A 25,145-nucleotide genomic window follows, 5' to 3' on the forward strand; every position below is an offset into this window, starting at 1 on the left:
GTAACCGTTTTTAAACGGTTGTAGTCGTTTGTAAATGATTTTATTTCCGTAGAAGATTTCTTATTTTTAGCTTATGGAAAAACTATCAGTAACTATTATTCAAGCCGATTTACATTGGGAAAACGCTGAGCTTAATCGAGAAATGTTCAGTAAAAAAATAAATGAACTCAGCCTGTCAACCGATCTTATTGTCTTACCGGAAATGTTTACGACAGGGTTTTCAATGAATGCTGAAAATTTAGCGGAAGAAACCAATGGAAGTAGTTTAGCTTGGCTTCAACAACAGGCCAAGAAGTTTGAGGTGGCACTTACCGGAAGTGTCATTATTACCGAAAACAATAATTATTATAATCGTCTATTCTTTGTTTTTCCTGACGGGAGTTTTAAAACTTACGATAAAAAACACCTATTTACGTTGGCTGATGAGCAAAATACCTATTCTGCAGGGAAAGAAAGGTTACTCGTGGAATATAAAGGCTGGAAAATATGTCCGTTGATTTGTTACGACCTTCGTTTTCCTGTTTGGTCCAGAAATACCGAAGATTTTGATTTATTGCTATACGTGGCTAATTGGCCTAAGAAACGAACGCAAGCTTGGGATGCACTATTAAAAGCAAGGGCAATAGAAAATATGTGCTACGTCGCAGGAGTAAACCGGGTTGGGTTCGATGGGAATAGCCACGAATATTCAGGGCATTCGGCAATTTACGATATGCTGGGCAAGCAAATTTCGACCTTAAACCACGAGGTAGTTTTTTCAGAAACTATTCAATTGAGTAAACAGGAACTAAATGAAACCCGTAAACGTTTTGCTTTTTTAAACGATAAGGATGAGTTTACCTTAAAATAAAAGTTTCATTAACATCCCAATTTGCCCTAATTTCAATTTCACCGGGATAATAAAAAACCCGTTCCGGTTGGGTTTTGTTCAAAAAGCTTCCGGTATCCCATTTACCATTTTCGTTTTCATCGTAAATAACCCTAACCCTATAAGAAGCGGGTTTAATATATTCAAAGTTAAACACGTTTCCTTCTTCTTGGTTATGAATAATTTCTTTGTACGTGTCTCCTTTTGAGTTGGTAAGTTGAACGATTACCGGGTAGGAATTAATATTGTTGACGGTCAAATTTAAGATTCCTAAGTCTGAAAGTTTAGGGGTTTTAATTTGAAAGTCTAAGGTGTCATTTGAATTTTCGTAAAAATCGGTAATTGCGCCGGGTAAAAGCTGAATTTTAAAGGCTTGATCTTCTTTTTTATCAAAAGCAAGACTGAGAATGTTTTCTCTTTCCTGAAAAATATAATCAAAATGAATAGGAATAGAATCTTTATCTATAATCTTCACCAACGTAGTATCTAAGGTTTCTAATGGAGTATTGGCCGTAAGCTGAAAATTTTCATCTGGGTTAAAACTACCTTTGGTCAATGCTTTAATTTCTAAAGAATCACTTTTCATATCCCGGATTTTGGTATAAACCGTATCTATATAATTTTCTTTTTTTACCTGAAAGACCAAACTATCCACTTCCATAAAAGGTTTATACCAATAATGAAGTGTATCGGTTTCGGCATCGGGTAAAATTCGATAGTCAAAATCAGTGGCAACATCAGAGATTAAGTTGATTTGAGTACTGTCTGCATTTCCTTTGTAACCAAAAATCAAGTGTTTTTTAGAAAGTTGTTTGGGCCGCTGAATCTGGAAATCTAGAATTTCTTTAAAGACTTTCAATCCATAAGTTTCCTTGGTAGGGATGGTTATTAGGCTATCTACATAACCAATTTTATCAGTACGCGGATCAAATTTATAGTTTTGGTTTTTATCGACCATTGCTACCATCTGGTAAGTTCCGGCACGCATATTATCTACCGTAAAGGTATTTAACGTATCTCGGGTATACGAAATATAAGTAGGCATTCTTTTGTAAACGGCAGAATCACTATAGGTAGAATCTACTTCATACAACATGATCGAAACAAATTCGTCACTTTTTCTTTTATAAGCATCGCTCACCGCTCCGGAAACTGAAAGGGAGTCTACGTAACTCCCGGTAGAAAAAACGTATTTGAAAAACTGGAGAGGGTTACCTTCATTATTATCAGTAATGCTATTTCCAAAGTTGATGGAATAGGTAGTGTTCTCTAATAAAGTGTCTAAAATTTTAATCCTAACATCTTTGCTGGCACTACCCATCGGGTAAAACTCTGGTTTCGGATCCATGGGAGGAGAAACAATAATCTGGCGTTGCGGATTATCTAATTTCACATATTCATTGAAATAAATTCTAATCTCTTTTGCCTTGAAATTGGTACTGAAATTCTCCGGGTTCGCCCTTACAAAAACCGGTGGGATGGTATCTATAATTCCTCCTTGTGGCATTCCACGTTTAGCGCAATTAAAGAAAAACGTAAAGCTTAACAGCAACAAACAAAAGTAGGTGAAGCGTTTAAAATTCATTTACAAAATTTTACTGCAAAGAAACAATTATTTTAAATATCAACGTAATTTAGATCGCATAAGCCATTGATGCAATACTAATTTTTACGTTTTTGGCTACTTGTAATACTTGGATACAATTTTTCATGGTTGCTCCAGTGGTAACAATATCATCACAAAGCAAAATGTGTTTGTTTTCAATTTTACTTTCCTGCTCTAAACTAAAATAATTGGGTTTTATTTTTTGTCGGGCCAATCGGTTTTTAAAAACTTGGGTTTTCGTGGCTTCTTTTTTAATGAGAACATCGTCAATATAAACTTTATTGAAGTTGGTAGCTAGAGTTTTGGCGAAGCCCTCTACTTGATTGTAACCGCGCTCTTTTAAACGGCTCCGATGTAGAGGGACGGGAATAATCCCATCAATCCCGGTCATAAAGTTATTTTCCTCCAAATAAGGTGTAAACCATTCGGCTAGATAGGAACTTATTTCTTCTTGACCGCGATATTTTAAATTATGAAAAAGCCGTTGGGTAATTCCTTTTTTGTAATAATAAAGCAAGCAAGAGGCCTTCTTAATATCAACTTCGTGATTAAATACTTTTTTTAGTGTATTTTCGTTATTTAGATGCGTATTGGCTAGCGGAAGTTGGTGTAGGCAAGAAGTGCAAATCATTTCTTTGTGTACCAAATTTTCCTCACAGGCAACACATTTTTTAGGAAAAAACAGATGAAGTAAATCTTGAAACACGTGTAATTTATTTCTTCTGAAGTTAATAAAATTTTCGCGAGGGAAATATATGAGTGAGAAAAAGAAAGAGAATATTCTGAAAATTTTAATCGGTGTGTTACTTGCCGGATTAGTGATTATGTTGGTGTATACCTTTAGTTTTCACAGTGAGAAAAATGAAAATATAAAGTTTTTAGAAGAAGAAAAAGTCTTTTTGCAAAAAGAATTAGAAGGTATTCAGCGGGCATATGATAGCTTAGAGCTGGATAATGCCAGTTTAAAACAAAACCTGAAAAAAGAGCAGCAGCGTATTTCACAGCTCATCGATTCCATTGAACAAATGGAGCAAGATTATTTTCAGTTGAAAAAATACCGATTACAGGCCGACCAATTAAAGATGGAAAAACAGCGTTTGCTCTCACATATTCATAAGCTATCAAAAGAAAATGAGAAATTAAAAACGGCAATAGATAGCACCAATCAAATTCTTCAAACCACCCAGAAAAAAACCGACTCTATTTATCAAAAAAATGAAGAGTTGCAGCAAAAAATTAATGAAGCTTCGATTATTAAACTTTCCAATATTCAAGGACAAGGAGTGACGGTAAAAAATGACGGAGAAATTAATATAATAAATAAGGCCAGTCGAATTGAAAAAATAAGGGTTTGTTTTACCATTAATGAAAGTAAATTAGCAGAAGAAGGCGAAAAGCAGCTTTATATTCAGGTAATTAATCCTAAAAACAATTTGATAGGGGAGAAGAAAAAGAAGAAATTTAATGAAAAAGAATTGTACTATAGTGCAATGGCTGTCATAAATTACCATAAGATAGATACCGATGCTTGCGCTTTGATCAATATAGCTAAAGAAAAAGCGGTGGAAGGCAAGTATATTGTCCACGTTTTTCAAGATGATATCCTCTTGGCCTCAGAAACTTTCATGTTAGATTAGAAAAATTCGTTCAAGCCTATTTATTTAACCTGCCGTTTCCTATTTTTGTGCTATGGCAAAACAACAAGATAATTTTAAGCAGGTAATTGCTCACGCTAAGGAGTACGGTTATATTTTTTCTTCAAGTGAAATTTATGATGGTCTTAGCGCGGTTTATGACTATGGTCAAAACGGAGCAGAGTTAAAGAAAAATATCAAAGAATATTGGTGGAAAAGCATGGTTCAGCTTCACGATAACATCGTAGGCTTAGATGCGGCTATTTTAATGCACCCTACTACCTGGAAGGCTTCCGGTCACGTAGATGCTTTTAACGATCCACTTATTGATAATAAAGATTCTAAAAAGCGTTATCGAGCCGATGTATTGGTGGAAGATTATGCTGAAAAGATCAACCAAAAAGCGCAAAAAGAAATTGCGAAAGCCCGTAAGCGTTTTGGCGATAAGTTTGATGAAGAAGAATTTGTAAACACCAATCCACGGGTTATTCGCTATAAAAAAGAAGAGAAAGAAATTCTTGAGCGTTTAGCAAAGTCGTTAACCAACGAAGATTTGGCCGATGTAAAAGCTTTAATTGAAGAATTAGGCATTGCTTGCCCCGAAAGTGGTTCTAAAAATTGGACTGATGTAAAGCAGTTTAATTTGATGTTTGGGACTAAGCTAGGTGCGTCTGCCGATAGTGCTACCGATTTATATTTACGTCCGGAAACCGCTCAAGGGATCTTTGTGAATTTTGCCAATGTACAGAAAACCGGAAGAATGAAAATACCTTTCGGGATTGCGCAAATAGGAAAGGCTTTTAGAAATGAAATTGTTGCGAGGCAGTTTATTTTCCGTCAGCGTGAATTTGAACAAATGGAAATGCAATTTTTTGTACGTCCTGGAGAAGAACTTACTTGGTTTGAAAAATGGAAAGAAACCCGTCAAAAATGGCATGAATCTTTAGGTTTAGGTAAAGAAAATTACCGTTTTCATGACCACGAAAAAATGGCGCATTATGCAAATGCTGCTACCGATATAGAATTCAACTTCCCTTTTGGTTTTAAAGAATTGGAAGGAATTCATTCCCGTACCGATTTTGATCTAAAAGCCCATGAAAAGCATTCGGGGAAGAAACTACAGTTCTTCGATCCGGAGATGAATAAAAATTATGTGCCTTATGTAATTGAAACTTCCATTGGGTTAGATAGAATGTTCTTAGCGGTATTTTCGAGCTCTTTACAAGAAGAAGAGTTAGAAGGTGGTACTACGCGAACTGTTTTAAAATTACCGGCTATTTTAGCACCTTATAAGGCTGCCATTCTTCCGTTAGTGAAAAAAGATGGTTTACCGGAAATCGCTCAAGAATTGTTAGATGACTTAAAGTGGGATTTTAACGTGACTTACGATGAAAAAGACGCCGTAGGAAGAAGGTACCGCCGTCAAGATGCTGCCGGAACACCTTTCTGTATCACGATAGATCATGATACCAAAGAAGATAAACAAGTAACCGTAAGAAACCGTGATACCATGGAACAAAAGCGTATCCCGATGGCTGAGGTAAAAGCGATGCTGGCTAAAGAAGTAGATTTTAGAACTTGGATGGATAAGTAATCCTTTCTAAATTCTTAATTATAAAAAACCCCTGCTGAATTCAGTTTAGCAGGGGTTTTTATATAAATAACTTGTGTGCTTTTCCCATAAAAAAATCCCTATTGCACATGTGCAATAGGGATTTTTATAAGTTGAAATGTGTTTTGCATTAATCGGCTAACACAATTGCTTTATTGTTTTTCATTTCTAATACGCCTCCTTTAATAGGGAAGTGCCATTTACCATCTTGTGCTTTGGTGAAATCGTCTTTAACTTCTTCAGCAATTTCAAAATTACCGTCTACTTTTACCACTCCTTTTGCTAACACAGAGACAATAGGTGCGTGGTTATTCAACATTTGAAATTCACCTTCTACTCCAGGAACAGTAACCGAAGTAACTTCAGCACTTAATAAAACTTTTTCTGGAGAAACAATTTCTAAATACATATTTTTTGGTATTTAGTAATCAGTAATTAGTTGCCTAGTTTACTGCCTACTGTTTTACGATTCGGCTAACATTTTCTCTCCAGCTTCGATAGCTTCTTCAATACTTCCTTTTAAGTTAAAGGCTGCTTCAGGAAGGTGGTCTAATTCACCATCCATAATCATATTAAAGCCTTTAATAGTTTCTTTAATATCTACCAACACTCCTTTAAGACCGGTAAATTGTTCTGCTACGTGGAAAGGCTGAGATAAGAAACGTTGTACACGTCTTGCACGTGATACGGCTAACTTATCTTCTTCAGATAATTCTTCCATACCAAGAATTGCAATAATATCTTGTAGTTCTTTATAACGTTGTAATAACTCTTTTACGCGTTGTGCACAGTTATAATGATCTTCTCCTAAAATATCTGCAGTTAAAATTCTTGAAGTAGAATCTAATGGATCTACCGCTGGGTAAATACCAAGCTCTGCAATCTTACGAGAAAGTACTGTAGTCGCATCTAAGTGGGCAAAAGTTGTTGCCGGTGCTGGATCGGTAAGGTCATCTGCAGGTACATAAACGGCCTGTACAGATGTAATCGAACCTTTTTTAGTGGAGGTAATACGTTCCTGCATCGCACCCATTTCTGTTGCTAAGGTTGGTTGGTAACCTACCGCTGAAGGCATACGTCCTAAAAGCGCTGATACCTCTGAACCTGCTTGTGTAAAACGGAAGATATTGTCTACGAAGAAAAGAACATCTTTTCCTTGGCTATCTCCTGCTCCATCACGGAAATATTCAGCAATGGTTAAACCAGATAAAGCAACACGTGCACGTGCTCCCGGTGGCTCATTCATTTGTCCGAATACGAAAGTAGCTTTCGACTCTTTCATAGAAGATTTATCTACTTTTTGTAGATCCCATCCTCCTTCTTCCATCGAATGCATAAAGTCGTCTCCGTATTTGATAATTCCAGATTCTAACATTTCTCGAAGAAGGTCATTTCCTTCACGAGTACGTTCTCCAACTCCGGCAAATACAGAAAGACCACCGTGACCTTTCGCGATATTGTTAATAAGTTCCTGAATAAGTACTGTTTTACCAACTCCGGCACCACCAAATAATCCAATTTTACCACCTTTCGCATAAGGCTCAATAAGATCGATTACTTTAATACCGGTAAAAAGTACTTCAGTCGAAACTGATAAGTCTTCAAATTTTGGTGCTTCACGGTGAATAGGAAGCCCATTTTCGTTAGCTTTAGGAAGATCTCCCAAGCCATCTATAGCATCTCCAGTTACATTGAAAAGACGTCCGTAAACATCTTCACCAATTGGCATTTGTATAGGATTTCCTGTAGCAATTACTTCGGTTCCTCGGCTTAAACCATCTGCAGAGTCCATCGCGATAGTTCTTACCGTTTTTTCCCCAATATGAGATTGAACTTCCAGCACAAGTTTTGATCCATCTTTCTTTATGATTTCTAATGAATCATAAATGTTTGGTAACTCAGCATTCTCTGTGTTGAACTCAACGTCAATCACAGGGCCAATGATTTGTGCAACTTTACCTGTAACTTTAGACATTATCTAATTGTTTAATTTATAGTTTGTAATGTGGAAAAAAGCCCTTACTTTTTTCGGCTGCAAAGATAGATTATTATTATGAAATAACAACATCTTAATTTTGAAAAATAATTTATTGTTAAAAACCTTATTCTACCGTTACCGATTTTGCAAGGTTTCTTGGTTGATCTACATTTTTACCTAGCATTAAGGCAATATGATATGACAATAACTGTAAAGGAATGGTTGTTAGTAATGGTGTAAAGGGTTCTACCGTGTCTGGTACCTCGATTACATAATCTGCCAACTCTCTTACCTCTACGTCTCCTTCCGTCACAATTCCTATAATTTTACCTTGTCGTGATTTAATTTCCTGAATGTTGCTAATTACTTTTTCGTAATGTCCTTTTCGGGTTGCAATCACCACAACCGGCATCATTTCATCTATCAATGCGATGGGGCCGTGTTTCATTTCTGCTGCAGGATAACCCTCCGCATGAATATAGGAAATTTCTTTTAGTTTTAAAGCGCCTTCTAAAGCTACCGGGAAGTTAAAACCTCTTCCTAAATATAAGAAGTTAGAAGCGTCTTTATATTTTTTGCTTACTTCTAAGATGTGCTCATTAGATTGTAAGGCTTTTTCAATTTTCTCTGGAATTAATTCCAATTCCCTTAAATACAGGTGGAAATCAGATTTACTGATACTTCCTTTTTCCTTGGCCATTTTAAGGGCCATAAGGCTTAATACTGTAATTTGAGTGGTAAAGGCTTTGGTAGAAGCTACTCCAATTTCGGGTCCTGCGTGTGTGTAAGCACCGGCATGGGTTTCTCTTGAAATGGATGAGCCTACCACGTTACAAACGCCAAAAACAAAAGCTCCTTTTTCTTTTGCTAATTTTATAGCAGCCATTGTATCGGCAGTCTCCCCCGATTGGGAAATGGCAATAACGATATCATCTCTATAGATAACGGGATTTCTGTAACGGAATTCGGATGCATATTCTACTTCTACAGGAATCCTAGCTAAATCTTCAAAAATATATTCAGCTACTAAACCGGCGTGCCAAGAAGTACCGCAAGCCACAATAATTATTCTTTTGGCGTTAAGGAATTTCTCTAAATTATTATCTACTCCAGCCATTCGTATAATGCCTTTGTCTACCAACATTCTACCTCTATAGGTGTCGGTAATGGCATCGGGTTGTTCGTAGATTTCTTTCAACATAAAATGGTCATACCCATTTTTTTCAATCTGGTCAAGGTTCATTTGAAGCTCCTGTACATAAGGATCAACTAAGGAGTCATTGTGAATTTTTCTTATTTTCACTGTTTTCCCTAATCTTACCACTGCCATTTCGCCGTCTTCTAAATAAATAGCAGAGCTGGTATATTCGATGAAGGGAGATGCATCTGAAGCAATAAAAAATTCATCTTCTCCAACCCCGATTGCTAATGGACTTCCTAGTCTAGCAACGACAATTTCATCTGGTTTTTTCTTATCGAAAACAGCAATGGCGTAAGCACCTACGGTTTGGTTAAGGGCAATCTGTACAGCTTTCCCTAATTTAACCCCTTCTTGTTTTTGAACGTCTTCAATTAAATTGACCAATACTTCGGTATCGGTATCTGAATGGAATTGGTAGCCTCGCTTAACCAGTTCTTTTTTTATAGTATCGTAATTTTCGATAATCCCATTGTGGATAATCACTAACTCGCCTGAATTGGAATAATGAGGGTGTGAATTAGCATCATTGGGAACTCCATGAGTTGCCCATCGGGTATGACCAATACCTATACTTCCAGAAGTGGAAATTTCTGCTTCTAGCTTTTCTTTAAGATCGATCACTTTCCCTTTGGTTTTGGAAAGCTTTAATTTACCTTCATCATAAAGGGCGATTCCTGCACTATCATAGCCTCTGTATTCTAAGCGTTGTAATCCCTTTAATACGATGGGGTATGCTTGACGATGACCTATATAACCTACGATTCCACACATATTTTTTTAATTATTTTGGTTCGGTATAGTAAATTTCCAATTGAAGTTTTTTGTCTGTATTTTCTTCTGAAGTGTTTGTTCCTTTTAAAACAGTCCCTTTAGGGTAAAAAATACTTGAATTGGGTAGATTTTCTAAATTTTCAACTGCTGGATTGAAATCTGCTTTGGATAATGTAGTAGAATTTACATTGTTACTTACGGTTAGCCCTAGCCTTGTATTAGTAGAATCTTTATTGATAATGTTATTTACTAAACCAGTTACTCTAATTTTATAAAACCTGTTCCCATTATCGTCTTCAGATAAGGGGCCTAGATGTATTAATCTTGAAACAAGAGGATTGTTTTCATTGGTAGAAGCATCAAAAGTATAATCTGAAACTACACTGTTATTGTTTATATCATAAATAAACAATCGCAAAGGTTGTTTCTGATTGTTGGGAACAGATTCATCTACATAAAATTTAAGATTGGCTTCATTTACTAGCCATCCTTGTTCTCTTATGGAATCTAATTGAACTTCATTGGTAAATAAATCAATCACAGCCATAGCGCCTTCCCCTCCTTTTAAGTAAAGTTTTTCGTCTTCTGGCAGGGCATTGAAATCATTTTCAAATACATTTACACGATTTGGGCCAAAGTTAAGAGTGAGATCTCTTTGTCCCTCTCGTTCTTCTACTATAGTTTCCCCTTCTTCATTTTGTACGTTTACCGTGTAATCATAGGTGTAATGTAAGGTGATGGATGCCTTACTGAAATCTAATAAGGACATATTTCCTTCTCCGGTTGGGGAGTTTACTTTAAAATACAAGCCTCTAAAATAATCCTGAAAATTTGAGTTATTTCTTAAGTAAGAAGTTCCTTCTTGATCTATAATTAAGTTTTTAAAGAATTCGTTAGAAAGCAAAGTTCTTAATGCAGGAGCGCTTCTTATAACTTCTTTTTCATTGGTTTCTTCCCCGTTTTCATTTACTACAGGAGTTGTTGTGATGATTTCTTCAGCAGATGGAACAAAATTTTCATCGGTGTATAACGCCACCGGTTCTATGTTTTGCTCAAATACCTCGCCTTGATCGCTATAGTAAAGCTGTTGATCATAATTATTTGCAGGGTCTAGACTTCTTAGGTAATAGTTAGATCGATGAATAGATAAGTTGATAGGCTCATTGCCATATAAGGAATCTAATTCATAGATGGTTTCTTGACCATCGATATCGATGGCAGTACTAAAATAAGGAATTTTAAGTACGACACTATCTAAAACCGGGTTGTCACCAAATGAGGGGTCGGGAACAGCTAGGCTTAGTTGACTAAGAATGTTGGCTTTGGTGTTGCCGTAAACTTCATCCTTATAGGTTCCTAAAAGAAAAACATTAGAATTATTGGTTTGTACCCGATTCACTTTTACGCTATGGGCATCTATTTCAGAATTTTTAAATAAAAGTGAATTAAAATTACTGTTGTCAACTAAATCTGATCCTACTTCGCTAAAATCTTGCTCACAGGCTGTAAAAATTGAACTTATTATGAGAATTAAAACAAAAAGATTAATCCCTTTTTTTACAGCGCTTCCATTTTTTTTCATATAAATTATTATTCTTTTTCGTTTAATACTTCTTGTGTGTAAAAGTCTTGGTAGGCTTGTCCAAACTCTTCTTTAGATTTATAGCTTAACGTTGGTTTTTCTAGTTTATTGATGTATTCTTCCAATTCCTGTGGTATTTCTTCGCTCCCTTGGATAATAGCATCAGAATTGTCAATAGCCGTTTTCATAATATTAACGTAGTTGGGCTTGTTTAAATGCTCCACGGTATCATCTTCCAAACCATCAAAGAGTACTTTTTTCTTCATTTCCTCATCCAACGTGTCTTCGAAACCTTTTGAGTAGACAGAGGTGACAATTTTAGAAGTTTTAAATAAAGGTTCGTTCCCGTAATAGTTTCTTAGGTATAAAGGCAATAAAGATGCCAACCAACCGTGTACATGAATAATATCTGGCGCCCAATTTAATTTCTTTACCGTTTCTATCACTCCTTTTGCAAAGAAAATAGCCCTTTCGTCATTATCTTCAAAAAGCTGCCCATCTTCATCGGTAAAAGTGGCCTTTCTTTTAAAATAATCTTCATTATCGATAAAGTACACTTGCATGCGTTCCTTAGGGATAGAAGCTACTTTTATAATTAGCGGCATGTCGAGATCGTTTATCACCAAATTCATTCCAGATAGACGAATCACTTCATGCAATTGATGCCGTCTTTCGTTTATATTCCCAAAACGAGGCATAAATATACGTATTTGACCGCCTTGGCTGTTTACCATTCTTGGTGCTTCAAATGACATAGAGGATATTTCCGTTTCCGGTAAATAAGGGATTACTTCAGACGATACGTACAAGATGCGTTTATCTTTCATAAATAGCTGTACTCTTTGTGTTAGTATTAACGATAAAAAACAGGCAAAATTACAAAATTTTATGCAGTTTCCCAGTATTATATTAATTTTGCACCAGCTAAAAAAGAGCGATTTGCAACTATATCAAGAAAATCAACTGCTTCAAGCTGCCATGCTGAAGTTGAAAAATAACTCTCAAAGCATAGGACTGGTGCCTACTATGGGAGCTTTGCATGAAGGTCACATGTCTTTAATTAGAGAAGCAGAAAAACAAAGTGATGTAGTAGTCATTAGTATTTTTGTTAACCCTACTCAGTTTAATAATTCTTCAGATTTAGATAAATACCCTAGAACACTTGAGGAAGATTTAATATTATTGAACCAAAATTTTAAAGATTTAATTATATTTTCACCTACGATAAAGGAAGTATATGGGGAAAGTATAACTTCTGAAAAATTTGAGTTTGGGAACCTTGCTCAACAGATGGAAGGTAGGTTTAGGGACGGTCATTTTGACGGAGTAGGGACTATATTAAAAAAGCTTTTTAACATTGTTCAACCCGATAAAGCTTTTTTTGGAGAAAAAGACTACCAGCAATTGCTAATAGTAAAAAAACTCATAGAGATTACTCATCAAAACGTAGAAATTATAGGTTGTCCTATTAGTCGTGAAAACAATGGCTTGGCCAGAAGTTCAAGAAATAAAAGGCTTTCTGAAGAAGAACAGGAAAAATCAACCTTTATTTTTAAAACCTTACAAGAGGCCAAAGAAAAATTTGGTACAAAAAATGTCCTATTGCTAAAGCAGGAAATAGAAGAAAAATTCAGTAAGCAAGACTTTTTAGAACTGGAGTATTTTGAAATCTCAGATGCAGCTACTTTAGTACCTGTCACTAAAGTTGAAGAACATAAAAAATACCGAGCATTCATAGCAGCTTACGCAAACGATGTAAGGTTAATAGATAATATCGCACTAAACTAAAAGATTGTAAACAAGGAAAATAAAATGCAAGTACACGTTGTAAAATCTAAGATTCACCGCGTTAAAGTAACAGGGGCAGATTTAAATTATATTGGTAGTATTACCATTGACGAAGATTTAATGGAGGCCGCTAATATTATAGAAGGAGAAAAAGTTCAAATTGTAAATAACAATAATGGAGAGCGCTTAGAGACCTATGTGATCCCGGGGCCAAGAAACAGTGGTGAGATTACCTTAAATGGAGCTGCTGCCAGAAAAGTAGCCAAAGGGGATGTGCTTATTTTAATTGCCTATGCACTCATGGATTTTGAAGAGGCTAAGCAATTTAAGCCTGCACTTGTGTTCCCTAATGAAGAAAATAATCTTTTAAATTAAAGGCTTGAATAAAAAAAGCCTTATAAAGATTTTAAAAACCATACTCCCATTATTGTTGGGAGTTTTTTTCATTTTATACTCAGTAAAAAGTGCCACGCCGGAAGAAAGGAAGCTTCTGTGGGAAAATATAACCAAAGCCAATCCTTTCTGGGTTTCGGTTTCTTTGTTATTAGGTATTCTTTCGCATCTTTCCCGCGCTTACCGCTGGAAATACCTTATACATCCTCTTGGCTATAAAGTTAAGTTTTACAACCGTATGATGGCGGTCATGGCAGGCTATTTAGCAAATTTAGGTATTCCCCGATCAGGTGAAGTATTACGTGGGGCAACTATTGCTTCCTATGAAAAAGTGCCTTTTGAAAAAATATTTGGGACCATTATTTCAGAAAGGGTAGCCGATTTATTAATGCTATTGCTGATTGTTTTGGGAACCCTTGTTTTTCAATATGACCAACTTCTTTACTTTTTTGAAAAAAACAACATTAATCCGGTTTTTAGTATTCTTTTATTGATCGTATTGGTGATTGCCGGTTTTTGGGTCATCAAGTTGGTAAGAAATTCAACAAGTTCCCGGTTTAAAAAAATCAAGGAGTTCTTAAACGGAATTTTAGAAGGAATGATCAGTATTCTCAGGATGAAGAATTCTGCTGCCTTTATTTTTCATACCATTTTTATATGGGCAATGTATATCGCTATGTTTTACGTTGTAAAGTATGCTATTCCCGGCACCGAAGACTTATCCTTATCTTCTATACTGGTAGCTTTTGTGGTAGGTTCTTTTGCCATCTCTTTAACCAATGGCGGTATAGGGGTTTACCCGGTGGCAGTGGGAGCAATTTTAATGGTATTTGGTGTTCCCCAACAAGACGGTGAAGCCTTTGGCTGGGTGGTTTGGAGTACGCAAACATTTATAAATTTAATACTCGGGGGGCTATCGCTTATATTTTTACCTATCCTTAACAAAACAAACTAAAAAATTAATTAAATTGCTAAGACCAAATTCTTAACGATGAAAAAATTACTATTTCTCTTAGCAATTACTCCTCTTTTTCTTATTGCTCAGCCCGAGTATAGAACCATACAATCTCAGATCTTAAACCAGAAACGGGAAATTAAAATTCAATTTCCACGGAATTATAATAACAATAAACAAAAATCCTATCCGGTGATTTATGTATTGGACGGGGATTATTTATTTGAACCCGTTGCTGGGAATGCAGATTACTTTGGGTACTGGGGAGATATGCCCGAAGCAATAGTTGTGGGGGTTAATCAATTAGGAAGTAGGGAAGAAGATACCTATTACGACCAGTCCAACTATTTTCCGGCAGATGGTGGTGCCGACTTTTTTGAGTTTTTGGGGATGGAGTTAATGCCGTTGGTAGATGAAGAGTTTCGAACCGCCAATTTTTCCATCTTGGTAGGGCACGATTTAAGCGCTAATTTTATCAATTACTATTTGTTTAAAGAAAACCCCTTATTCAAAGGCTATATTAATCTAAGTCCCGATTATGCCCCAGAAATGGAAGAACGGGTTTTTGATGCTTTAGAATATTCAAAAAAGAAAATTTGGTATTATTTAGCCACCGGGACAGAAGATGTTTCTTTCTTGAGAAAAGGCGTTTTGGCAATGAATGAAAAATTAAGTCAACTAACAAATAAGTTGGTACATTATGATTTTGATGATTTCGAGGGAGATAATCACTATTCTTTAGTAGCCAAAGCTATTCCCAATGCTTTAGAGAATATGTTTACCCTTTACCGCCCCATCACCCAATACGATTATGAGAACATATTGGCCGATGAGGAAATCACGAATTATTATGAATACCTTACCAAAAAATATGAAGAAATTGAAAGTCAGTATGGCTTATCCCTTCCTATACGTACCAATGATATTTTAGCCGTTTCCAATGCGATAATTGAAGAAGAAAAATGGGAGCAGCTCAAAGATTTAGCCAAATTAGCTTCCGATGAACACCCCGATAGTATGCTCGGCTATTATTTGTTGGGATATCATTACGAAGCTATTGGCAAGCCAAAACGTGCTTTAAAAGAATACCAGGCAGGCTATGTAGCTGAACCGGTCGCCTTCATCAATAAAGAGCTGATGATGAATAAAATAGATCAGATAAAAGCCGATTTCGGAGACTAATAGTTAAAAAGTAAAGGCATAGCTTGAACGGAGAAAGAATAAATTAGTGTTCGTTTTTCCGGCTCCTTCATGGATGTCGAAAATTTCTTTTAGTATTTCAATTTTAATAGTTCCTCTATAGTTCTTTTCCTAAGAACTGATCTCTACCAACCAAGTTTTTTTAATTAGTAAGGAATAAGTAAAAATGATCCAAGACATCTATGAATCAGTTTTTTTAGATAATAGTTATGATTACGGGCTTATTCTTGTTTGGATGTTCTTCAAACAGTAAAAAGAGCGAGCCTTTAGAATTGACCATTCTTAATAAAGAATTCTATGCCTATTGCCCTGCCGAGGAATGTAATAGTTTTGAATCCTATAAACAAAATAGAAATTCAAATAAATATAAAAATATAGTTTCCTTTAAAATTACTAACCATTCTAAGGATAACTATTTATTTATTCCATTTAATCTATATCATACCTTAGGCAGTACTCATTTCTTTGAATTTCCCAAACCCCATTCTGGACTTAGCCTCACTAATATAGTTCTAAACGGATCTATAGATAGTACCCATTTTGGGTCTATAATGGGAAGAACAAGTGAATACACTATTCAAACGGAAGAGATCGTCAATAATTTCCGCGATAATATGGGAACAGAGAAGTGGGTTAATGCATTTCATCCTATGATTGTCAATGATAACTTAATAATTATCCCGGCAAAAAGTACGATGTATTTCAAAACCTATTTTTCGCTACCCTATAATAAAACTTATGTTTTTTCAACCGGAGAAGAAATTATCTTAGATAAGAACAAAGAGTATACGGCAGCATTATATTTTCGGGCAACAGCAGCCGATATTTTAAAGTATTTAAATGAGGGTTCTAAAAAAACACTGGAACAGGATAACTTTAAACTTTTTGATGGGGAACTAACCTCTACCAACCAAGTTCCTTTAATTATCAAAGAAAACTAAAATTTAACACCTCAGTAGGGGGTAAAACTATAAGCTGTTCTGCATAAAAAAAGTAAATTTGATGTTCGCTTATAACGAGATCATCATTTATGGCAAAAACAAAAACCACATTTTATTGTCAAAACTGTGGCGCACAATATGCAAAATGGCAAGGCCAGTGTTCTTCCTGCAAACAATGGAATACCATCGCCGAAGAAGTTCTTCAAAAAGAAGATAAAAAAGACTGGAAAACGCCCAGCACAACCGCAAAAAAAAGAGTCCCCAAACCCACGCTGGTCAATGAGATTCAATACGAACAAGAATCTCGTTTGGATACGAATAACAATGAACTTAATCGAGTCTTAGGCGGCGGTTTAGTACCCGGATCACTCACTCTTTTGGGCGGAGAGCCCGGAATTGGAAAAAGTACCTTGTTGCTTCAAATCTCCTTGAATTTAAACTACAAAACACTCTATGTCTCCGGGGAAGAAAGCGCGCAACAAATTAAAATGCGGGCCGAACGTATTAACCCGCGTCCTGCCAATTGTTATATTTTAACCGAAACCAAAACCCAACATATCTTCCGACAGATTGAAGCCATAGAACCGGAAGTGGTCATTATCGATTCCATTCAAACCCTGCATAGCGATTTTATTGAAAGCTCGCCCGGAAGTATTTCCCAGATCCGGGAATGTACCACGGAGCTGATTAAATTCGCCAAAGAAACCCATACGCCGGTCTTGCTTATTGGGCATATCACCAAAGAAGGAAGTATTGCCGGACCTAAAATTTTAGAACATATGGTCGATACCGTACTTCAATTTGAAGGCGATCGTAACCATGTGTACCGAATTTTACGGGCCCATAAAAACCGTTTTGGTTCTACCAATGAGTTGGGGATTTACGAAATGCTGGGTGAAGGCTTGCGTGAAGTAAGCAATCCTTCAGAGATCCTCATTTCTAAAAGCGATCAAGACCTGAGTGGAACTTCCATTGCCGCCACCTTAGAAGGAATGCGTCCTTTGATGATCGAAATTCAAGCCTTGGTAAGTACTGCGGTGTACGGAACGCCCCAACGATCGACTACCGGGTACAATGCCAAGCGATTGAATATGTTATTGGCGGTGCTAGAAAAGCGCGCTGGCTTTAGGTTAGGAGCAAAAGATGTCTTTCTCAATATTACCGGAGGGATTACGGTAGATGATCCAGCGATAGATTTAGCGGTTATTGCTGCCATCCTTTCTTCCAACGAAGATATTTCGATTGCCCGTGATATTTGCTTTGCTGCAGAAGTAGGCTTGGCCGGAGAAATACGACCCGTTACGAGAGCCGACCAACGGGTGATAGAAGCCGAAAAATTAGGTTTTGCCACCATTATGGTTTCCAAACAAGTCAAACTTCCCAAAAAGGAGTTTCATATTCATATTCAAAAAGTAGCTAGAATTGAAGAGGTGGTAGAATATCTATTTGGGTAAATTGGCATAATTCCTGATTTTATCTTTTCGTGAAAAAGAAAAATCAATTCCAATTTATCCTAGTTATCCTTGTGGCGGTCTGCGTGTTCGCCTGTTCAAAACTGAATAAATTCACCGATACCCTTACCCAACCTTCCGCAAGGGAAATTTACAAGCGGGAGTTTGAAGAGCGGCCTGCGGTTTTTTCCCATTGGCAAGCCAAATTTGAAAGCGCTAAAACAGATAGCCTTCAAGTCAATTTGCCCTATGCAGAAGTAGGCTCATTTTCATTCCTTCAAAATGAGGTGTTGAGTTACGAGCTAGCGTTGCAAAAAGGAACTGTTTTCACCGCAGAAGTAGCAAAAGATTCTGCCCATCATCGGGTGTTTATCGATTTATTTCAGCAAAAAGATTCCACTTTTCAACAGGTAGAAAGCAATCAACCGGAAGAAAATCAACTCCGTTTTCAGCCTAAACAGAGTGGAACCTATCGGATCATGATTCAACCTGAAGTAGCTGCTCACACATCTTTTTTTATTTCATTTTATGAAGAACCCACCTATCATTTTCCCGTGGCCGGAAAAGGAAATGAAGCCATCCAAAGTTTTTGGGGCAATGCCCGTGATGGAGGGAAGCGCCGTCATGAAGGCATCGATATTTTTGCGCCTCGGGGAACGCCCGTAGTGGCCGCCATCGATGGACGCGTAAGCCGAACGGGAAATCATGGCTTGGGTGGTAAGCAAGTGTGGTTACGCGAAGGCATGTTCGGGAATTCCTTGTATTATGCCCACCTCGATAGCATTATCGCACAATCGGGACAGAAAGTAAAAATGGGTGATACCTTAGGTTTAGTAGGAAATACCGGAAATGCACGTACCACTCCGCCCCATCTTCATTTTGGGATTTATAGGAGCGGAGCCATTAACCCTTTGCCTTACGTATTTCAAACCAAACGTTTACGGCCAATGGACTTTGAGCCACAATTCCAAACGAACTACTTGGTGATTAAAACTTCCAAAGCCAATTTGCGGCAGGGTCCCGATACTTCCTACCCTAAAATAGGGGAGTTAAGCCGGAACGATACTATTCAATTATTAGGAGAATATAAAAATTGGTTACACGTAAAAACCCCAACTCAACAAGCTTTTCTGCATGCATCCTTGGCAAAAGGCTTATAATAACCTGAGTTTGATCTAAAAGTTTTTTGTAGGCATTAGGGATCATTGAGTGAATTTTCAAGGAAAATTTGTATTGAAATGCTAGCAAAATGGAAACTTTGATACAAAATCTTTTGCAAAGATTTCACTCAGTCTCCGAAATTTTCTTTGATCGGACACAGGATAACATAAAAAAGCCATTCATTTTGTGAATGGCTTTTCCCTTATTACATATCGTTGAGTAATTCTGAAATTTCATCGAGTTTAGGAGTGAGAATCACTTCAATCCTACGGTTTTTCGCTTTTCCTTCCGTCGTTTCATTACTGGCCACAGGAACAAATTCCCCTCGTCCGGCAGCGGTTAAACGGTTAGGATCTATCGAGCTGTTTTCTTGTAAAATATGTACAATTGCCGTAGCACGTTTGGTAGAAAGGTCCCAGTTGTCCTGTAAGGGTCCATTTCCCCCATAGGGATCGTTATCGGTATGGCCTTCAATTAATACATTAATATCCGGGTTTTGCGCTAATACCGTACCCAATTGCTTGACCGCTGGACGCCCTTGGCTGCCCACGGCCCAACTTCCGGAAGAAAACAAGAGTTTGTTTTCCATCGAAACATATACTTTTCCATTTCGTTGCTCTACCGTTAAACCTTTTCCTTCAAAATCGGTTAAGGCTTTAGAAATACTGTTTTTTAAGGCTTGCATTTTCGCGTCTTTTGCGGCAATCATGCCTTCCAGTTCATCAATACGGTTAGACCTGGCCTCTAAGTCTTTTTGAAGCTTGTCTAAACGGGCTTGCTCTTTGGCCAATGCCTTTTCTTTTTCTTCCAACTGTGCTAACAGCTCCCGATTTTGTCGGGAATTTTCTGCTAAGGCTGAAGAACTGTTTTTTTCTAAGGCATTATAAGAATCCTGTAGATTGTTATGCGCCCCGGTTAACTGATCGTATTCTTTTTGAAGTTGGTTCTTTTCTTCCTTTACTTGTTGCAACTCTTTTTCGAGGGTTCCCAGTTCTGCTGTTTGAGAAGTGTTGAAATCTTCACAATCGGAAAGGTCATTCCGTAAATTTTCATTTTTCTTTTCCAACTCAGCAAAGCGGTCTTCTAGCTCCTTAAACTTCTTAGCCGGAACGCAAGCCGTGGTAAAGGCAAAAGCCAAAGCGGGGATTATAAAAACTTTTTTCATCTTCTTTAAATTATAAATCAGTTAATTCAACTAAAATGGGGCAGTGATCACTATGATGTGCTTCCTGTAAGATAACGGCCCTTTTAATGTTTTCTTGTAGAGGTTGTGAGACCATGTGGTAATCTATTCTCCAACCTTTGTTATTGGCGCGGGCATTAGCACGGTAGCTCCACCAAGAATATTGTACTTTTTCATCGTTGAGGTATCGAAAAGAATCCACAAAGCCACTATCGATAAAATTGCCAATCCATTCCCGTTCTACCGGTAAGAAACCCGAGGTGTTTTTAAGTCGGACGGGATCATGAATATCAATGGCTTCGTGACAAATGTTATAATCGCCGCAGATCACCAAATTGGGATAGTCCGCTTTCAGCTCATTGATATAGTGCTGAAAATCGGCCATATATTCCAATTTAAATTCCAATCGGTTGATGTTGGTGCCGGAAGGTAAATATAAGCTCATCACCGAAACCTCTTCAAAATCCACTCGAATATTCCGGCCTTCTGCATCCATATAACCGATGCCGGTACCGTAACTAATGTTCTTGGGTTCCCTTTTACTAAGAATAGCCACGCCACTATAGCCTTTTTTCTGTGCCGGGTACCAATAGCAATAGGGATAGCCCAATTCGTGAAAAACCGTTTCGTCAAACTGATCGGGAGTGGCTTTAATCTCTTGCAAGCAGATCACATCGGGATTGGCGTGGGAAAGCCACGTTAGAAAATCTTTTCGGAGGGCGGCCCGAATACCGTTAACATTATAGGAAATAATAACCATAAAGATCCTTTTGCGCCAAAAATAGTATTTTTTAAATGGAAAGTTGGAATTGGAATTATTGAAAACTAATTAAAATTAGTCAGGTCGAGTGATTTTGTGAAGTGTAACTAATCAAAATTGTATCGAGACCCTAATTTAGTTTCAGTCCTAGTTGTTTGATGGAGTGCTCTGGAAGGGTCATAGGTTCGAATCCTGTTGCGATCACTACAGGTTTCAATCCTAGTTGTTTGATGGAATGCTCTGGAAGCGATCTATATCCCGATCGTAACGGAAGTTACTGGATGTTTCAATCCTAGTTGTTTGATGGAATGCTCTGGAAGAGAGGTTTACGAGAAGAAGCTCGAGTTTGCCTTGTCGTTTCAATCCTAGTTGTTTGATGGAATGCTATGGAAGCGCTCTTCTTTTTGGTAGTTGTGCTTTTCCTTACAAGTTTCAATCCTAGTTGTTTAATGGAATGCTCTGGAATCCTCTTCATTGTTTTCATCCATTACGGCATGATCGGTTTCAATCCTAATTGTTTAATGGAATGTTCTGGAAGCTACGTGTACATATCCGTTTTGCCAAGTCTTTTCGTAGTTTCAATCCTAGTTGTTTGATGGAATGCTCTGGAAGTATTCGGCCGGATAGTAGCGATCTTTCACATCAATGTTTCAATCCTAATTATTTAATGGAATGCTCTGGAAGCAGATTCGTTACCTTCAACATCTACCGCAGAAACGGGTTTCAATCCTAGTTGTTTAATGGAATGCTCTGGAAGTTAAGCGCAAATGGTACGGGAACGTTGATGATATCGAGTTTCAATCCTAATTGTTTAATGGAATGCTCTGGAAGGAATCATCCTGATTTAGGTAGTTTCACATTTGCCACGTTTCAATCCTAGTTGTTTGATGGAATGCTCTGGAAGAGAGTTTTCTTGATCAAAAAACATTTTACTTGCCAGTTTCGATCCTAGTTGTTTAATGGAATGCTCTGGAAGGGGGGACTTCATCAGAACCGCCGATGCGCAAATCGTGTTTCAATCCTAGTTGTTTAATGGAATGTTCTGGAAGCGATGTTGATGAACTCAAAAAGCTTTCTATGAATTCGTTTCAATCCTAGTTGTTTGATGGAATGCTCTGGAAGTTAAAATGCCCAGGTGAGTTACTTCACTTCTTGTTTTGTTTCAATCCTAGTTGTTTGATGGAATGTTCTGGAAGATTGGGCTGTTTTTCATATTAATAATCTTGAAGGAAGTTTCAATCCTAGTTGTTTGATGGAATGTTCTGGAAGCGTGCCAAGCCTGACTAAATATAATCAAGGGGTTCATGTTTCAATCCTAGTTGTTTAATGGAATGCTCTGGAAGTCTGTAGTTCTATCTAATTCTTTTTGAGACTTTTTGTTTCAATCCTAGTTGTTTGATGGAATGCTCTGGAAGTCGCAGAAATAAGCTCTGGACGCATTGTAACGTACTTGTTTCAATCCTAATTGTTTAATGGAATGCTCTGGAAGAGCTGATAGTTTAATCCTTCCGGAGTTTTACATTATGTTTCAATCCTAATTGTTTAATGGAATGCTCTGGAAGGTTCCCCTTCTCCCATATACGGTAAGCGTGAAAGATGGTTTCAATCCTAATTGTTTAATGGAATGTTCTGGAAGGATAATGTACACTATGAGAACAGAAGGGAAAATTTCGTTTCAATCCTAGTTGTTTAATGGAATGTTCTGGAAGAGGTTGTGAGCTGTAAAAACAGTTATACAATGTCGGTTTCAATCCTAGTTGTTTAATGGAATGTTCTGGAAGAACCCTTTTCAAATAGCTACAATTTTTAAGAATTGGTTTCAATCCTAGTTGTTTGATGGAATGTTCTGGAAGCGTGCCAAGCCTGACTAAATATAATCAAGGGGTTCATGTTTCAATCCTAGTTGTTTAATGGAATGCTCTGGAAGTCTTCCCACGTGATCTCCCACGTGCCAACCACTTCGTTTCAATCCTAATTGTTTAATGGAATGTTCTGGAAGCCCAATAACCAAAGAGGCTATAACCAATATCACGGGTTTCAATCCTAGTTGTTTGATGGAATGCTCTGGAAGCAAGCCAAAGCAATGAACCTATCTTACGCGACGGTGTTTCAATCCTAGTTGTTTAATGGAATGTTCTGGAAGTTTGGCGGTTTCCTTGGCGGTTTTCTTTTGATTGATGGTTTCTCCTAGTTGTTTAATGGAATGCTCTGGAAGTTTTAATGGTGTTCCATATTTTTAAAGGAACTGTCATGTTTCAATCCTAATTGTTTAATGGAATGCTCTGGAAGCGATTTGCACCAATGATTGCCCCAGTGATGCATAAGGGTTTCAATCCTAGTTGTTTGATGGAATGCTCTGGAAGTGGTTTGCCCATTTTGAGAATATATCGTCTCCAGTGGTTTCAATCCTAGTTGTTTAATGGAATGCTCTGGAAGTATTAAAAGAAGCAGCGTAATGAGGTACAAAGAACTGTTTCAATCCTAGTTGTTTAATGGAATGCTCTGGAAGTTTGCTCGGGTGACCGAAGGACGGTAAATAACGAGGGTTTCAATCCTAATTGTTTAATGGAATGCTCTGGAAGAGCTAATTCGTTAGCCTTGTTACCAATGTCTGTATATTGTTTCAATCCTAATTGTTTAATGGAATGCTCTGGAAGAAAATTCAAAAACATTAAGCTCCATCATCGAGAGAGCGTTTCAATCCTAGTTGTTTGATGGAATGCTCTGGAAGATAGATCTGTTGGCGGTGTGAAAAACAGTCAGCACGGTTTCAATCCTAGTTGTTTGATGGAATGCTCTGGAAGAACAAATTTGCTGATTGACCACCTATAATTTTGTTGGTTTCAATCCTAGTTGTTTGATGGAATGCTCTGGAAGGGTCCTGCGTTACCGGTAGATGTAAAAAAACGATGGTGTTTCAATCCTAGTTGTTTGATGGAATGCTCTGGAAGCAAGACCTAATGGTATTTATATTGACGTTGCAGGTTGTTTCAATCCTAGTTGTTTAATGGAATGCTCTGGAAGTTGGTTATTTGAGGGCTTAAAGTACTTGAAGAAGCATTGTTTCAATCCTAGTTGTTTGATGGAATGCTCTGGAAGGTGAGTCACCCTTTATGGTCGATAATCCGCAGTATGTTTCAATCCTAGTTGTTTGATGGAATGCTCTGGAAGGGATGAGGATGATTATACCTCAAACACACCTAGGTTGTTTCAATCCTAGTTGTTTGATGGAATGCTCTGGAAGACAACAACCTTTTAAAAGGGTTGACTTATTAGGTGAGTTTCAATCCTAGTTGTTTGATGGAATGCTCTGGAAGATGTCGCTAACGCGTCATCAGATTTAGTTGATACGTTTCAATCCTAGTTGTTTGATGGAATGCTCTGGAAGTTTCCCTGTATTCGGTGCAGATTCCAAAATATTCACAGTTTCAATCCTAGTTGTTTGATGGAATGCTCTGGAAGCGCTCCGTTGTCGGTCAAGGCTAAAATTTCAGCGTGTTTCAATCCTAGTTGTTTGATGGAATGCTCTGGAAGTTTAATTTTGAAACACCTTCATTCGATAATTTTTCGTTTCAATCCTAGTTGTTTGATGGAATGTTCTGGAAGATTCTAATCTTTTTGATTAGTCTCACGGGATTCAGGTTTCAATCCTAGTTGTTTGATGGAATGTTCTGGAAGAAGTTACACGAGCAATTAACGGAGGTTACAACGGCTGTTTCAATCCTAGTTGTTTGATGGAATGTTCTGGAAGTTTCTGCAGGAGTTTTTAAGCGGTTGATGTCTTTTCGTTTCAATCCTAGTTGTTTGATGGAATGTTCTGGAAGTACCTGGTTCAAAGCTAGGGGGTGAAGGTGGTTCTAAGTTTCAATCCTAGTTGTTTGATGGAATGTTCTGGAAGAGCAACACTGTCCCCAACCATTCTACCAACTTCCTGGTTTCAATCCTAGTTGTTTGATGGAATGTTCTGGAAGTATCTGTCCGGTACTATCTGAACTGCCAGAGCCACTGTTTCAATCCTAGTTGTTTGATGGAATGTTCTGGAAGCAAACCCTTGTTCCTGC

Annotated in this window: 19 protein-coding genes and 1 CRISPR repeat array (1 of these 20 only partly in view); of the genes, 10 read left to right on the top strand and 9 right to left on the bottom strand. The window is 37.4% G+C overall.

Annotated elements, in window-relative coordinates; translation table 11 throughout:
* Positions 1-73 precede the first annotated feature (73 nt).
* Positions 74-850 (top strand): amidohydrolase, encoded by a 777-nt coding sequence (locus FVB9532_RS01775; protein WP_150543494.1) that lies wholly within the window; start codon positions 74-76, stop codon positions 848-850.
* On the opposite strand, the gene FVB9532_RS01780 is transcribed toward FVB9532_RS01775, so the two are convergent.
* Complete coding sequence (locus FVB9532_RS01780) at positions 837-2,453, bottom strand: Ig-like domain-containing domain (RefSeq protein ID WP_150543495.1); 1,617 nt, start codon at positions 2,451-2,453, stop codon at positions 837-839. The two genes, FVB9532_RS01775 and FVB9532_RS01780, sit on opposite strands and share 14 nt — an antisense overlap.
* A gap of 49 nt (positions 2,454-2,502) precedes the next feature.
* A complete protein-coding gene (locus tag FVB9532_RS01785) occupies positions 2,503-3,180 on the bottom strand; it encodes a ComF family protein (RefSeq protein ID WP_150543496.1) in 678 nt (225 codons plus the stop codon).
* Positions 3,181-3,229: 49 nt separating this feature from the next.
* Between FVB9532_RS01785 and FVB9532_RS01790 the strand changes: the two genes are divergently transcribed.
* Together FVB9532_RS01790 and FVB9532_RS01795 are read left to right on the top strand one after the other, a co-directional pair.
* Complete coding sequence (locus tag FVB9532_RS01790; protein WP_150543497.1) at positions 3,230-4,111, top strand: DUF8428 domain-containing protein; 882 nt, start codon at positions 3,230-3,232, stop codon at positions 4,109-4,111.
* Between the two features lie 52 nt (positions 4,112-4,163).
* Positions 4,164-5,702, top strand: coding sequence for a glycine--tRNA ligase (locus FVB9532_RS01795; protein WP_150543498.1), 1,539 nt, complete (start codon positions 4,164-4,166; stop codon positions 5,700-5,702).
* Between the two features lie 148 nt (positions 5,703-5,850).
* Here FVB9532_RS01795 and FVB9532_RS01800 read toward each other — a convergent pair whose 3' ends face one another.
* The 5 genes from FVB9532_RS01800 to FVB9532_RS01820 all read right to left on the bottom strand — a co-directional run bounded on the left by FVB9532_RS01800 (position 5,851) and on the right by FVB9532_RS01820 (position 12,079).
* Positions 5,851-6,129, bottom strand: a complete 279-nt coding sequence (locus FVB9532_RS01800) for a F0F1 ATP synthase subunit delta/epsilon (protein WP_150543499.1) — start codon at positions 6,127-6,129, stop codon at positions 5,851-5,853.
* Positions 6,130-6,183: 54 nt separating this feature from the next.
* Entirely contained in the window at positions 6,184-7,695 is a 1,512-nt protein-coding gene (gene atpD / locus FVB9532_RS01805) for a F0F1 ATP synthase subunit beta (RefSeq protein WP_150543500.1), read from the bottom strand.
* A 127-nt stretch (positions 7,696-7,822) separates the two neighbouring features.
* Positions 7,823-9,670: a glutamine--fructose-6-phosphate transaminase (isomerizing) gene (gene glmS, locus FVB9532_RS01810; RefSeq protein ID WP_150543501.1), complete on the bottom strand. Its 1,848-nt coding sequence runs from the start codon at positions 9,668-9,670 to the stop codon at positions 7,823-7,825.
* Positions 9,671-9,680: 10 nt separating this feature from the next.
* Entirely contained in the window at positions 9,681-11,252 is a 1,572-nt protein-coding gene (locus FVB9532_RS01815; RefSeq protein WP_150543502.1) for a beta-barrel-assembly machine lipoprotein BamH, read from the bottom strand.
* 8 nt (positions 11,253-11,260) lie between these two features.
* On the bottom strand, positions 11,261-12,079 hold the full coding sequence (locus tag FVB9532_RS01820; RefSeq protein WP_150543503.1) for a glycogen/starch synthase: 819 nt from the start codon (positions 12,077-12,079) through the stop codon (positions 11,261-11,263).
* 112 nt (positions 12,080-12,191) lie between these two features.
* Between FVB9532_RS01820 and panC the strand changes: the two genes are divergently transcribed.
* The 7 genes from panC to FVB9532_RS01855 all read left to right on the top strand — a co-directional run bounded on the left by panC (position 12,192) and on the right by FVB9532_RS01855 (position 19,140).
* Complete coding sequence (gene panC, locus FVB9532_RS01825) at positions 12,192-13,040, top strand: pantoate--beta-alanine ligase (RefSeq protein ID WP_150543504.1); 849 nt, start codon at positions 12,192-12,194, stop codon at positions 13,038-13,040.
* A 24-nt stretch (positions 13,041-13,064) separates the two neighbouring features.
* Entirely contained in the window at positions 13,065-13,415 is a 351-nt protein-coding gene (panD, locus tag FVB9532_RS01830; RefSeq protein WP_150315893.1) for an aspartate 1-decarboxylase, read from the top strand.
* A 4-nt stretch (positions 13,416-13,419) separates the two neighbouring features.
* The gene (locus tag FVB9532_RS01835) at positions 13,420-14,388 is read left to right on the top strand and encodes a lysylphosphatidylglycerol synthase transmembrane domain-containing protein (RefSeq protein ID WP_150543505.1); all 969 of its coding nucleotides are present in this window, start codon (positions 13,420-13,422) and stop codon (positions 14,386-14,388) included.
* A gap of 36 nt (positions 14,389-14,424) precedes the next feature.
* Positions 14,425-15,570, top strand: a complete 1,146-nt coding sequence (locus FVB9532_RS01840; RefSeq protein WP_150543506.1) for an alpha/beta hydrolase — start codon at positions 14,425-14,427, stop codon at positions 15,568-15,570.
* 227 nt (positions 15,571-15,797) lie between these two features.
* Positions 15,798-16,529 (top strand): hypothetical protein, encoded by a 732-nt coding sequence (locus tag FVB9532_RS01845; protein WP_150543507.1) that lies wholly within the window; start codon positions 15,798-15,800, stop codon positions 16,527-16,529.
* 89 nt (positions 16,530-16,618) lie between these two features.
* The gene (gene radA, locus FVB9532_RS01850) at positions 16,619-17,983 is read left to right on the top strand and encodes a DNA repair protein RadA (protein WP_150543508.1); all 1,365 of its coding nucleotides are present in this window, start codon (positions 16,619-16,621) and stop codon (positions 17,981-17,983) included.
* A 29-nt stretch (positions 17,984-18,012) separates the two neighbouring features.
* Positions 18,013-19,140: an SH3 domain-containing M23 family metallopeptidase gene (locus FVB9532_RS01855; RefSeq protein WP_150543509.1), complete on the top strand. Its 1,128-nt coding sequence runs from the start codon at positions 18,013-18,015 to the stop codon at positions 19,138-19,140.
* A 206-nt stretch (positions 19,141-19,346) separates the two neighbouring features.
* Here FVB9532_RS01855 and FVB9532_RS01860 read toward each other — a convergent pair whose 3' ends face one another.
* Entirely contained in the window at positions 19,347-20,306 is a 960-nt protein-coding gene (locus FVB9532_RS01860) for an OmpA family protein (RefSeq protein ID WP_150543510.1), read from the bottom strand.
* 10 nt (positions 20,307-20,316) lie between these two features.
* On the bottom strand, positions 20,317-21,084 hold the full coding sequence (locus FVB9532_RS01865; RefSeq protein WP_150543511.1) for an exodeoxyribonuclease III: 768 nt from the start codon (positions 21,082-21,084) through the stop codon (positions 20,317-20,319).
* Positions 21,085-21,222: 138 nt separating this feature from the next.
* Positions 21,223-25,145: direct repeats of the CRISPR family, unit length 37 nt; unit sequence GTTTCAATCCTAATTGTTTAATGGAATGCTCTGGAAG (it continues 3,565 nt past the right edge of the window).

It is taken from the genome of Mesonia oceanica, assembly GCF_902499555.1.
GTDB classification, from domain to species: Bacteria; Bacteroidota; Bacteroidia; order Flavobacteriales; family Flavobacteriaceae; genus Mesonia; species Mesonia oceanica.

Bases quoted from the DNA above. Each gene is read 5' to 3' on its own strand.
- FVB9532_RS01800 (WP_150543499.1), bottom strand. From the start codon at position 6,129: ATGTATTTAGAAATTGTTTCTCCAGAAAAAGTTTTATTAAGTGCTGAA.
- FVB9532_RS01865 (WP_150543511.1), bottom strand. From the start codon at position 21,084: ATGGTTATTATTTCCTATAATGTTAACGGTATTCGGGCCGCCCTCCGA.
- radA (WP_150543508.1), top strand. From the start codon at position 16,619: ATGGCAAAAACAAAAACCACATTTTATTGTCAAAACTGTGGCGCACAA.
- atpD (WP_150543500.1), bottom strand. From the start codon at position 7,695: ATGTCTAAAGTTACAGGTAAAGTTGCACAAATCATTGGCCCTGTGATT.
- FVB9532_RS01845 (WP_150543507.1), top strand. From the start codon at position 15,798: ATGATTACGGGCTTATTCTTGTTTGGATGTTCTTCAAACAGTAAAAAG.
- FVB9532_RS01775 (WP_150543494.1), top strand. From the start codon at position 74: ATGGAAAAACTATCAGTAACTATTATTCAAGCCGATTTACATTGGGAA.
- FVB9532_RS01815 (WP_150543502.1), bottom strand. From the start codon at position 11,252: ATGAAAAAAAATGGAAGCGCTGTAAAAAAAGGGATTAATCTTTTTGTT.
- FVB9532_RS01780 (WP_150543495.1), bottom strand. From the start codon at position 2,453: ATGAATTTTAAACGCTTCACCTACTTTTGTTTGTTGCTGTTAAGCTTT.
- FVB9532_RS01820 (WP_150543503.1), bottom strand. From the start codon at position 12,079: ATGAAAGATAAACGCATCTTGTACGTATCGTCTGAAGTAATCCCTTAT.
- FVB9532_RS01860 (WP_150543510.1), bottom strand. From the start codon at position 20,306: ATGAAAAAAGTTTTTATAATCCCCGCTTTGGCTTTTGCCTTTACCACG.
- FVB9532_RS01840 (WP_150543506.1), top strand. From the start codon at position 14,425: ATGAAAAAATTACTATTTCTCTTAGCAATTACTCCTCTTTTTCTTATT.
- glmS (WP_150543501.1), bottom strand. From the start codon at position 9,670: ATGTGTGGAATCGTAGGTTATATAGGTCATCGTCAAGCATACCCCATC.
- panD (WP_150315893.1), top strand. From the start codon at position 13,065: ATGCAAGTACACGTTGTAAAATCTAAGATTCACCGCGTTAAAGTAACA.
- FVB9532_RS01790 (WP_150543497.1), top strand. From the start codon at position 3,230: ATGAGTGAGAAAAAGAAAGAGAATATTCTGAAAATTTTAATCGGTGTG.
- FVB9532_RS01795 (WP_150543498.1), top strand. From the start codon at position 4,164: ATGGCAAAACAACAAGATAATTTTAAGCAGGTAATTGCTCACGCTAAG.